Annotated in this window: 7 protein-coding genes; 2 read left to right on the forward strand and 5 right to left on the reverse strand. The window is 65.7% G+C overall.

Annotated elements, in window-relative coordinates; genetic code table 11:
* The first annotated feature begins 130 nt into the window (after positions 1–130).
* Positions 131–2,455, forward strand: a complete 2,325-nt coding sequence (locus tag AC6CH3_RS22995) for an FdhF/YdeP family oxidoreductase (RefSeq protein WP_498134637.1) — start codon at positions 131–133, stop codon at positions 2,453–2,455.
* Here the strand turns inward: AC6CH3_RS22995 and AC6CH3_RS23000 are convergent.
* The 5 genes from AC6CH3_RS23000 to AC6CH3_RS23020 all read right to left on the reverse strand — a co-directional run bounded on the left by AC6CH3_RS23000 (position 2,394) and on the right by AC6CH3_RS23020 (position 10,132).
* Positions 2,394–4,091 carry an alkaline phosphatase D family protein gene (locus AC6CH3_RS23000; RefSeq protein ID WP_498134638.1) on the reverse strand — a complete coding sequence of 566 codons (1,698 nt, stop codon included), beginning with the start codon at positions 4,089–4,091 and terminating at the stop codon, positions 2,394–2,396. The genes AC6CH3_RS22995 and AC6CH3_RS23000 overlap by 62 nt on opposite strands.
* Before the next feature lie 136 nt (positions 4,092–4,227).
* A complete protein-coding gene (locus AC6CH3_RS23005) occupies positions 4,228–6,735 on the reverse strand; it encodes a GcvT family protein (RefSeq protein WP_498134639.1) in 2,508 nt (835 codons plus the stop codon).
* Positions 6,736–6,772: 37 nt separating this feature from the next.
* Positions 6,773–7,762 (reverse strand): formyltetrahydrofolate deformylase, encoded by a 990-nt coding sequence (gene purU, locus AC6CH3_RS23010; protein WP_498134640.1) that lies wholly within the window; start codon positions 7,760–7,762, stop codon positions 6,773–6,775.
* A gap of 9 nt (positions 7,763–7,771) precedes the next feature.
* Entirely contained in the window at positions 7,772–9,604 is a 1,833-nt protein-coding gene (locus AC6CH3_RS23015; protein ID WP_498134642.1) for a BCCT family transporter, read from the reverse strand.
* A gap of 177 nt (positions 9,605–9,781) precedes the next feature.
* Complete coding sequence (locus tag AC6CH3_RS23020; RefSeq protein ID WP_400581719.1) at positions 9,782–10,132, reverse strand: bifunctional 3-phenylpropionate/cinnamic acid dioxygenase ferredoxin subunit; 351 nt, start codon at positions 10,130–10,132, stop codon at positions 9,782–9,784.
* 244 nt (positions 10,133–10,376) lie between these two features.
* On the opposite strand from AC6CH3_RS23020, the gene AC6CH3_RS23025 reads away from it, so the two are divergent.
* Positions 10,377–11,579 carry an NAD(P)/FAD-dependent oxidoreductase gene (locus AC6CH3_RS23025; protein ID WP_498134641.1) on the forward strand — a complete coding sequence of 401 codons (1,203 nt, stop codon included), beginning with the start codon at positions 10,377–10,379 and terminating at the stop codon, positions 11,577–11,579.
* Positions 11,580–11,667: the final 88 nt, after the last annotated feature.

Below are 11,667 nucleotides of genomic sequence, written 5' to 3' on the forward strand. Positions count from 1 at the left end.
AAAGCAGAGTTTCGCAGTAGGACAGGATTGCCCGATCGAGCAGGACCCCGGAAGGCGCGCCAGAAAAGCTGGCGCGCCTTGCCGGGCGTTGTGAACAAACACGGCGTTAGCCCGTAAGGAAGTTGGAACGATGAAGTTCGGTAAGCAGCCCGCCCCCGTTGCGGACATCAACGAGGACGCCCTCGCCGTCGGCAAGCCGAAAACGGAAGCTGCCGGCGTCAAGGCCGTGATGGTGGCCTTGGAGCGGGCTGTGGCCCAGGCCGGCGTCGCCCGGACGGCGCAGTCTCTGCTCCGCCTGAACCAGCGCGGCGGTTTCGACTGCCCGGGCTGCGCCTGGCCGGAATCCGACAAGAAACGCAAGGCTGCCGAATTCTGCGAGAACGGCGCCAAGGCCGTGGCGGAGGAGAACACGCTGCGGACGGTGGGTGCGGAGTTCTGGGCGAAGCACTCGATCGCGGAGCTGTCGGACAAGACGGAGTACTGGCTGGGCAACCAGGGCCGGCTCAGTGAACCGGTGGTGATCCGGGAAGGTGAGACGCACTATTCGCCGATTTCGTGGGCGGACGCCTTCGAGCTCATCGGTGAACACATCAGGGCCAGCACGCCTGACCGCTGCGTCTTCTACACCTCCGGCCGTACGGCCAACGAGACGGCGTACATGTACCAACTGTTCGCGCGGGCCCTGGGCACCAACAACCTGCCGGACTGCTCCAACATGTGCCACGAATCCTCGGGCTCGGCGCTGAATCCGACCATCGGCATCGGCAAGGGCACCGTGTCGCTGGATGACATCCACGACGCCGAGCTGATCTTCGTCGTGGGGCAGAACCCGGGCACCAACCACCCCCGCATGCTGTCCGCGCTGAAGGAGTGCAAGGACAAGGGCGGCAAGGTGGTGGCGGTGAACCCGCTGCCGGAGGCAGGCCTCTTCAATTTCAAGGACCCACAGACCGTTTCCGGCGTGGTCGGTGGCGGCACGCCGCTGGCCGATGAATACCTGCAGATCAAGGTGGGCGGGGACCTGGCACTGTTCCAGGCCCTGGGCCACCTGCTGCTGGAGGCCGAGGAACAAAACCCGGGCACCGTCGTCGACCGTTCCTTCGTGGAGGCGCAGACCGACGGCTTCGAGGCTTACCGGCAGGCACGCCGGAAACTGGACTGGGAGGAAACCGAAAAGGCGACCGGGCTGGACCGGAAGCAGATCGAGGACGTGGCCGGGATGCTCATCCGGTCCAAGGCCAGCATCTTCTGCTGGGCCCTGGGCGTGACGCAGCAGCCGCACTCGGTGGACACCATCAAGGAAATGGTCAACGTCCTGCTCCTGCAGGGCAACTTCGGCAAGCCAGGCGCCGGCGCTTGCCCGGTGCGCGGACATTCCAACGTCCAGGGCGACCGGACCATGGGCATCTGGGAGAAGCCGAAGGAATGGCTCCTCGAAGCCCTCGATACCGAGTACGGCATCCAATCGCCGCGGCACCACGGCTACGACGCCGTCGAGGCCATGGAGGCGTTCGAGCGCGACGAGGTGGACGTCTTCGTCTCCATGGGCGGAAACTTCTCCCTGGCCTGCTCGGACACCGAGACCCTGGAGGCGGGGATGCAGCGGATCGGGCTGACCGTGCACATCTCCACCAAGCCCAACCGGTCCCACGTGGTGCACGGCCGCACCTCGCTGATCCTTCCCACGCTGGGCCGGACGGACAAGGACGACAAGCACCCCAAGGGCGCCCAGTTCCTGTCTGTGGAGGATTCCATGTCCGTGGTCCACTCGACCCAGGGCCGGCTGACCCCGGTGTCCGATCACCTGCTCGCCGAGCCGGTGATCGTGGCACGGATGGCCCAAGCCACCTTCGGCCCGGACCACGCCGTGGACTGGAAGGCCATGGCCGAGGACTACGACGTGATCCGGGACCACATCTCCCGCGTCCTTCCGGGGTTCGAGGACTTCAACAAGCGGGTGCGGACGAAGAACGGCTTCGTGCTGCCGAATCCGCCGCGCGACACCCGGTCCTTCAAAACGGATATTGGCCGGGGCCGATTCACCGTCAGCCCGCTGGAATACCTGATACCGCCTGACGGGTACCTGGTGCTGCAGACCATCCGCAGCCACGACCAGTACAACACCACGTTCTACGGCCTGGATGACCGCTACCGCGGGATCTCCGACGGCCGCCGCGTCATCCTGGTCCACCCCGATGACCTGACGGAGCTCGGGTTCCAGGACAGGGACCTCGTGGACGTCGTGAGCACCTTCAGGGGCCAGGACCGGCAGGCGGACAAGTTCCGGCTCGTGGCCTACCCCACCGCGAAGGGCTGCGCCGCGGCGTACTTCCCCGAGGCCAACGCCCTGGTGCACAAGGACAATGTGGCCCGGGAATCGAACACACCGGGCTTCAAGGCGATGTTTGTCCGCTTCGTGCCGCATGCTCCTGCGAACTCCGCGGAGCCACGGTAAGGGAGGCCACTCGCTCGAGCCTTGGGTGCAGGTGGTCGCCGTCGTCCACCACGCCGGTCTGCCACCACAGGTTCAGTCCTTCCGTGGAAACTTCGAGGCTGGCGAGGTTGTTGTCGAACCACGGCCCCCTGACGCGGGACCAGCGGAACGGCGGGTCCGGCACCCGCGCCGAGCGGGCCACTAAGGCACCTATCGGGGTGGCCAGGCCATAGGACATGACGGCCCCGAAGGATCTCAGCAGGCGGGGAAGGGGGTTGCGGATGGGAGAACACACGGCCTGCATGATCCGGCTGCCGGAGGAGCGGTCCACCTCCGCGACGTAGGAGTAGTGCACGTCCCCGGACAGGAACGTTACGGTCTCAGGGGACGGGCCCCGCTTGCCGTCGGCGACCTCCACCGCCATGTCAGCCACCTTCCGGAAGCTTGCTTCGAAGGCGCCCCAGTGTTCAAGATCCACCGCCTGCCGCAGCTTCTCTCCGGCCCGGGACACGAGCTTGCCCCAGGCACCTTCGGAAATAGCCTCATTCCACGACTCGACGTGGTGCAGTCCCATCGGCAGCAGAAACGGCAGCGACGTCGCCACCAGCACGTGGCGGAAGCCGCCGCGCATCCGGTCATCGAGCCAGTCCATTTCCGGCTGGTCAAGCAGGGCGCGGCCTTCCGGGGCCAGGTTACGGGCGGCACGGGAGTCAACCACTATCAGTCTCGTGTCCCCGAAATCCCGGCAGAAGCTCCACCGGTAGGATGTCGGGTCCTGGTCCGCACGGTCTGCAAAACTGTCCAGCTCCGCGCTGAGGTCGGGCTCGGCCCCGTCCCGGTGCGCAGCGATCAGCCGCCAGATCGCATCCTTGGCCCGCTCCTGCGGCGAGAGGTTCCCCAGGTGCTGGTAGACCCAGTAGGAGGACAGCCCGGCGACGATCCGCCCGTGCCACCAGGACGTAGCCTCGATCTTCTTTTTCCAGCTCAGGGAGGCGTTCCAGTCGTCGCGGATGTCGTGGTCATCGAAGATCATGGCGGTGGGAACCGTGGACAACAGCCACCTGTTCGCCGGGTCGGACCACGCCAGGCGGTAGAGGTGGGCGTACTCCTCGTAGTCTTTGAGTTCCTCGCCGGGCGGTTGACCGGGGTCCCGGCGTTCACGGATGAACTGCTGCATCTCTTCGCTGGTGGAGTCTGCGTACACCTGGTCTCCGAGGAAGACCACCAGATCCGGTCTGGCCTCACCGCGGCCGGCCGCGAGCGCCAGGGCGTACGCGCGCAGCGAGTCGACACCGTGGCTCCGGTTGCCCGACTCGTCATGGGGCACACTGGTGCGGCAGGAGCCGTAGGCCATCCGCAGCGGCCTGCCTGGTTTCAGGGTGGCGATCACCGGAGGTGGAAATTCCGAGGCCGGATCCGGCCAGGAGTGGGTTCCGTTGATGTCCACGGTGTAGGGCACCACAGCTCCCGGCTCAAGCCCGTCCGCCTGCACCAGGGCGTAGTGGTGGCCGTGCACTGCGAAGGTGCGGCCTTCCCAGCTCCTGCTGCCCGCGCGGACGGTTACGCGGGCAGTGTCCCGGGTTTCCACCCAGATGCTGGCCGAGGTCTCATCCACGTGCCGCATTATCGGGCCGAGCACCAGGGATGAGGTAGTCATGACTCAGTTGTACCCGCTCGGACCGGCCTCGGCTATGGGCTGTGGCCAGTTGGCCAACGCAAACTAGCTCGCAGTTGTTGTCGTTCTGAAGCTCCAAAACGACAACAACTGCGAGCTAGTTGGGGGAGAGGGGTACTTAGCCGCGGAGGCGTTCCATGCCGGGGTCGAACAGGGGCTCTGCGGTAACGGTGGCTGCGACACGCCGGCCGAAGTATTCGATCTCCACGGAGTCACCCACGGAGACGGCGGCCGGCAGCCAGGCGTAGGCGATCGGCGTGCGTACGGAGTAGCCGTAGGCGGCGCTGGTGACGTACCCCGCCGCCAGGCCGTCCACGTACACGGGTTCCTTGCCCAGCACGATGGAGGTGCCGTCGTCGACCGTCAGGCAGCGGAGCTCCCGGGTGGGGGCCTCCTCCTTGTGGGCGGCAAGTGCCTCGGCGCCCACGAAGCCCACCTTGTCCTTGGCAACCGAGAAGCCCAGACCGGACTGGTAAGGGTGGTGTTCGGAGGTCATGTCCGTGCCCCACAGCCGGTAGCCCTTTTCCAGCCGCATGCTGTTGAAGGCGCCACGGCCGGCCGCGACGATGCCGTGCTCCTGCCCGGCTTCGAACAGCAGGTCCCAGAGCCTCAGGCCGTACTCGGCGGTGGTGTACAGCTCCCAGCCAAGCTCGCCCACGTAGGAAAGCCGCATAGCAGTGACGGGGATGCCGCCCACCGAGATTTCCTTGGTACGGAAGTACTTCAGGCCGTCGTTGCTGAGGTCGGCCGTGCTGACCTTGCCGATGACCTCACGGGCCAGCGGTCCCCACAGGCCGATGCAGCAGGTACTGCCGGTGATGTCGGCGACGTGGGCCCACTGGCTGGGGTCGGCGGCCGACTGCTTCCTGGCCTCCACCCGGAGGTAGTCGAAGTCCACGTTGCTGTTCACGCCAAGCTGGAAAGTCTCCTCCCCAAGCCTGGCCACGGTCACGTCACTGCGGATGCCGCCGTCGTCCGCCAGCAGGAGGCAGTACGTCACTGCGCCGGGCTTCTTGGTGATGTTGCCGGTGCTGAGGCGCTGCAGCAGCGCCAGGGCGCCGGGGCCGTTCACCGAGAGCCGCTTCAGCGGCGTCATGTCGTAAAGCCCGACGGCGGTGCGCGTCTTCCACGCTTCGGCTGCGGAGATGGGGGAGGAGAACATCGCGGCCCAGGATTCGCGCTCCGGTGCCTGCCACTCGGCCGGCAGTTCGTCCAGCAGGCCGCGGTTGGCCTCGAACCAGTGCGGACGCTCCCAGCCGGCGGACTCCAGGAAGAACGCGCCGAGCTCCTTCTGGCGGACGTTGAACGGGCTCACGCGCAGGTCGCGCGGGGATTCCTTGGGCTGCAGCGGGTGCAGGATGTCGTAGATCTCGACGAAGTTCTGCTGGGACGTTTCGCTGACGTACTCGTCGCTGGTCTGGACCTTTTCGAACCGTTCGATTTCGCAGCCGTGCAGGTCCGTGCGGGGCTGGCCCTCGACCAGCAGTTCGGCCATGGCCTTGGCAACGCCGGCCGAGTGTGTGACCCACACCGCTTCGGCCACGAAGAAGCCTTCGACCTCGGGAGACTCGCCCATGAGCGGGCCGCCGTCGGGGGTGAAGGAGAAGATGCCGTTGAAGCCGTCCTGGATCTGGGTCCGGTGCAGGGCAGGCAGCAGGTCCTGGCAGTCTTCCCAGGACGGAGCGAAGTCCTCCAGGGTGAAGTCCAGGCGGGAGGGCATGCGGTGCTCGGACATCTGGTCTGCGGCGACGCGGGGGAGGAGCTCCATGTCGACGGGGAGGGGGCGGTGGGCGTAGCTGCCGATGCCGATGCGGTCGCCGTGCTCGCGGAAGTACAGGTCCCTGTCCTGGTAGCGGAGAATGGGCGAGCGCGCCCCGTTGGGCAGCTCGTTCACGCCTTGCTGTTCGGCCAGGGCGGTGGTCTTGACGTACTGGTGGGCGAGCGGCAGCAGCGGCACTTCCATGCCCACCAGCTTGCCCACCTCGCGGCCCCAGAACCCGGCGCAGGAAACCACGATGTCCGCGGGAATTACGCCCTGTGTGGTTTCGACGCCGGTGACCTTGCCGTTGGCCTGTTCGATGCCGGTGACGCCAGTTGAGCCCAGGAACGTCACGCCCGCTTCGCGGGCGCGGCTGATCAGCAGCTGCACCGCCCGGGCCGCGGAGGCGAGTCCGTCGGAGGGAACAAGGAGGCCGCCAAGGATTTGGCGCCCGTCCCTGAACTGTCCCTTATTCAGCAGCGGCCAGTACTTTTCACATTCATCAGCGTCGATAATCCGGCCTTCAACGCCCCAGGAGGTGGCGTAGCCGAGCTTGCGCTTGAGGTCCTGCAGCCTGGCTTCGGTGGTGGCAAGCTCCAGCCCGCCCACCTGGTTGAAGCAGGACACTCCGTCGGCGCTGAGGGAGAGCAGCTTGTCCACCGTGTATGTGGCGAACTCCGTCATGGTCTTCGACGGGTTGGTCTGGAAGACCAGTCCGGGTGCGTGCGACGTGGAGCCGCCGGCAAGCTCCAGCGGGCCCTGTTCGACGACCGTGATGTTGTTCCAGCCCCGGCTGGCGAGTTCATCCGCAAGGTTGGTGCCGACAATACCGGCGCCGATGATGACGACGCGTGGTGATGCGCTCATAAAAATGTTTCTCCTGTTTGGCTTGGCGGACGTCCGCTTAGCGGAATACGACGGTGCGGGTGTTGTTGAGCAGGACGCGGTGCTGGCAATGCCACTTGACCGCCCGGGACAGGGCCTGCGATTCGGCGTCACGGCCAACCGTGACGAGGGCGTCCGGATCCAGGCTGTGGTCCACGCGGAAGACTTCCTGTTCGATGATCGGCCCCTCATCGAGGTCCGCGGTCACATAGTGCGCCGTGGCCCCGATCAGCTTCACTCCGCGGTCGTAGGCCTGGTGGTATGGCTTGGCGCCCTTGAAGCCGGGCAGGAAGGAATGGTGGATATTGATGGCCCGGCCGCGCAGTTCATTGCACAGGCCATCGGAAAGCACCTGCATGTAGCGCGCCAGGACCACCAGGTCCGCGTCGTATTCCTTGACGAGTTCCAGCAGCCGCGCCTCGGCCTCTGGCTTGGTTCCTGGTGTCACCGGAACGTGGATGAAAGTCAACCCGGCGTTCTCCGCCATGGCGCGCAGGTCCTCGTGGTTGGAAACCACGACGGCGATCTCCGCCCCCAGGCTGCCGGCCCGCCAGCGGTAGATCAGGTCGTTCAGGCAGTGGCCGAATTTCGAGACCATGACCAGCAGGCGCGGCGGCCGCCCGTCGTGAAAGGTGAAATCCATGCCGAACTCGGAGGCGGTGGGCGCAAACTCGTCCGTGAGGTTCTCCGCGGTCTGCTGGTTGGGCTCATAGGCGCCCGTGAAATCCCGATGTGCCCGATCACGGGTTTCGGTGCTGCTGCCCCTGAAGGCCGTCCGCAGGTAGAGCTTTCCGCTGACATGGTCATCGAACTGCTGGTGCTCGACGATGTCGAAGCCGCGGTCGGCCAGGAAGGCGGTGACTGCCCGCACGATGCCGGGCCGTTCCGGGCAGGCCAGCGTGAGGACGAACTCCGCCGTGCGGGTCTTGGCCAGGGAGCGCGCGGAGGCGGCCTCGGCTGTGACTGCCGTTGCGGCACCCGCGGGACGGCCTTCAAGGGTTGTGGTCACAATTGTCTCCTAGTTGGGGGTGACGACGCTGGCATCGCCGGGACAGCGGGCATCGCTGGTGCAGCGTTCGCCGCATTCATGCTTGGTGACAAGGTCGAACTGGACGCCGCCGTGCTGGTCGACGCCGGTGCGGATGGCCCGCTCGACGACGGTTGTGGCGAGCCGGCGCCGCAGGGCCAGTGGATCGCGGCGCAGGTCCTTGGCGAGCGCGAAACAGAGCAGCAGCATGACTATGACGAACGGCAGGGCGGCAACGATGGTGATCCGCTGGAGGCCGGCCAGGGCTTCGGACGGTTTGTCGCCGCCGGCCAGCAGCATGACTGCGGCCACGGCGCCGGTGAGGCTGCCCCAGAAGATGACCACTCCGCGGCGGGGGTGCTCGGCGCCGTTGGAGCTGAGGGATCCCATCACGATCGAGGCCGCGTCGGCGCCGGTGACAAAGAAGATCGCTACCAGGACCATGGCCAGGACGATGACGGCTGCGGTGAGCCAGTCGGGCATGCTCAGGTTCTTGACCAGGTCGAAGAGGGCGCCGTCGAAGTTGACGGTCGGTGTCCCATCGACCATGGTGACCAGGCCGGGGGTGTTGGCCTTGTCGGCTTCCTGCTGGACGTGGAAGGCGGCTCCGCCGAAGATGCCGAACCAGATGACGCTGACGACGCTGGGGACCAGCAGGACGCCGGTGACGAACTGGCGGATGGTGCGGCCGCGGCTGATGCGCGCGATGAACAGGCCCACGAACGGCGTCCAGGAGAGCCACCAGGCCCAGTAGAAGATGGTCCAGCCGGACATCCACGTGCGCAGGGCTTCGTCTCCCACGGCTTCTGTCCGCGTGGACATTTCCGCCAGGTCGCGGGCGTAGTCGCCGACCGCCGAAGGAATCAGGTTCAGGATGAACAGGGTGGGGCCGGCGACGAAGACGATGAGTGCCAGGATGACGGCCAGGACCATGTTGATGTTGGAGAGCCATTGGATGCCGCGGCTGATGCCGGAGACGGCCGAGGCGACGAAGCAGGCCGTCAGGATGGCGACGATCACCACGAGGACCGGCGTGCCGATTTCGCCGAACCAGCCGTTGGAGGTCATGCCGCTGCCGATCTGCAGGGTGCCGAGGCCCAACGATGCTGCGGTGCCGAAGAGGGTGGCGAAGATGGCGAGGATGTTGATGAACTTCCCGACCGGCCCTTCGACCATCCTGATGCCGAAGAGTGAGGTGAAGGCCGCGGAGATGAGTTGCTTGCGGCCCAGACGGTAGGTGCCGTAGGCCATGGCGATTCCCACGACGGCGTACATGGCCCAGGGGTGCAGGGTCCAGTGGAAGATGGAGGTGGCCATGGCGGTCTGGATGGCATCCGGGGTGCGGCCGTCCACGGTTCCGGGCGGCGGCGAAACGAAGTGATAGAGCGGTTCCGCCACGCCGTAGAACATGAGCCCGATGCCCATGCCGGCGGCGAACATCATGGAGACCCAGGAGACGGTCCGGAATTCCGGCTTTTCGCCGTCCTTGCCCAGCGGGATGTTGCCGAACTTACCCAGAGCCAGCCACAGGACGAAGATCACAAAGAGCGAGGCGGTGACCATAAAGAGCCAGCCGGTGTACTCCATGACCCAGTTCAGGACACTTGTGGAGGTGTCGGAGAGGCTGTCCCGCCCAACGAAACCCCAGACCACAAAGGCGACGGCGATGGCGCCCGTGATCCCGAAGGTAACTTTGTCAAGGGTGAGCTTGCCGTGGCGGCGTTCGGTCACAGCCTGCTCAGTCTTCGTCTGGCGAAGCTCCTGCAGGATCTGTTCGTAGTCTTCCAGCTCATCCATGGGGTCCGGAAGCGGATCCGGGTCCATCGGCCCGTCCAGGGCGGCTTCGTCGACGCCTAGGGGCCGGAGCTCTGAAGAAAAGGGGTCTTTCGCGGCGTTGCCGTCGCTGTCGAGATTGGGTTCGCTGCTGAGGTTGTCGCTGCTATATCGGGTGTCGCTATTGGGGGCCATGAGGAATTCCTTTGCTCGGATTCATGGGCTTGCTTAGATGTGGCCGTCCACTGTCAGGCCAGGGGGGAGGTTGGGGACCTCGGTGGATTCGGTGATCATGATGTCGCCGTCGATCACTGTTACTTCATGGGTGCGGACCGGAAGCTTGGCCGGCGGGGCGTCCACGCCTCCCGTGCGCAGGTTAAAGCGGGAGGCATGGAGCGGGCATTCGACCCAGCAGTCCTCGACCCAGCCGTCGGCCAGCGAGGCGTCCTGGTGGGTGCATGTGTCATCAATGGCAAAGAGCTCGCCCTCCTCGGTGTGGAAGACGGCGATGGGAGGAGCCGTGTTCAGGCGGAGCGCTTCCCCTGGTGCCAGTTCACTGAGTGGGCATGCCTTGTGCATGGAGGGACCTCTTCTTCTTGGTAGTGCTGATGGTGCGAGCGCTAAGTTCCGTAATCAACAACAGCAATCGCGATAAGCAACAGCGTGCGCCAGGTCACAGACCGTTGTCAAGGGTTTCTGCTCTGTTGCGACTGTCGGCCCCTTAGTTAAGGGCGGCCCTTGACAGCCGCCGTGGCATGGATCACGCTGTTGCATATAACGATTCATGTTGCGTAAGAAGCAATTGAAGGAGGCTGTGGTGTCAATGGAGACGCTTGCAATTGTGGGGGCCTCCCTGGCTGGCCTCTCAGCCGCCAGGGCCGCCCGCGCCCAAGGTTTCACCGGGCGGCTTGTGGTGATCGGCGATGAGCCGCACCGGCCCTACGACAGGCCGCCGCTGTCCAAAGATTTCCTGCTCGGTGCAATCACCGCAGAGGACCTGTACCTGGAATCCGAAGCCGACGAGCTGCAGGCAGAGTGGCTGCTTGGAGGAGGCGCTGTTTCCCTGGACGCCGAATCACGCAGCATCCGTTTGAAGGACGGCCAGGTAATTCAGGCGGACGGCATTGTCATAGCCACAGGCGCACGCGCGCGCCAGCTGCCCGCTCTGGCGGGACTGAGCAACGTGTTCTCACTGCGGACGCTTGCCGATGCCCAGGCCCTTGCCCCCGAGCTGCTGCCCGGAAGCAGGATGGCCGTCGTCGGTGCCGGTTTCGTCGGTGCAGAGGTGGCCTCCGCCGCGGTGTCCCGTGGCATGGAAGTCACCATGATCGACACCAAGCCCGTGCCCTTCGCCGGTCAGCTCGGGGCGGAGATGGGAGCAGTGGTGGCCGGGCTGCACGCAGCAAACGGCGTGGAGCTGATCTCGTCCGCCACCATAGAGGACTTCTACAGCTGCGAAGGGAACGTCACCGGGCTGCGCCTTGCCGGCGGCGGGTACGTGGCTGCTGACGTGGTGGTGATCGGCATTGGCGCGGAGCCCAACACAGACTGGCTGTCCGGTTCCGGGCTCGAGCTGAACCCGGGCATCGTCTGTGACGCCATGGGCCGCACCAACATTCCGGGGATCGTCGCCGTGGGAGACTGCGCCGCATGGTTCGACCCTACGGCCGGATTCCACCGCCGGGTCGAGCACTGGACCGGCGCTCTGGAGCGCGCGGCGCTGGCTGTCCGGGCCTTGCTGGACTCCGACGCCCCCGATCAGCCTGCCAAGCCCGCCTACTTCTGGTCCGACCAGCACGGCGTCAAGATTCAGTTCGCGGGGCACTCCGCCGGCTACGACCGCCTCGAGGTTGAGGCAGGGGATCCCCAGGAACACAGCTTCCTCGCCGTGTACTACCGCGGAGACGAGCCGGTGGCGGTCCTGGGAATGAACCAGCCCAGGCTCTTCACCAAATGGCGCCGGAGCCTGGCTTCGCCCGCACGGGCGGAGGCGCCCGCACTCGTGGGGGCCGGCGCCGTGTCCTGAAAAGAACGTGTCCTGAAAATTAGCAGCCCCTAAACCTTCCGTCGATACCAAAGTTTGACCGAGTTTCTTGTTTTTGTTAGGAGTAAAA

This window comes from Arthrobacter sp. GQ119 (genome assembly GCF_059759125.1).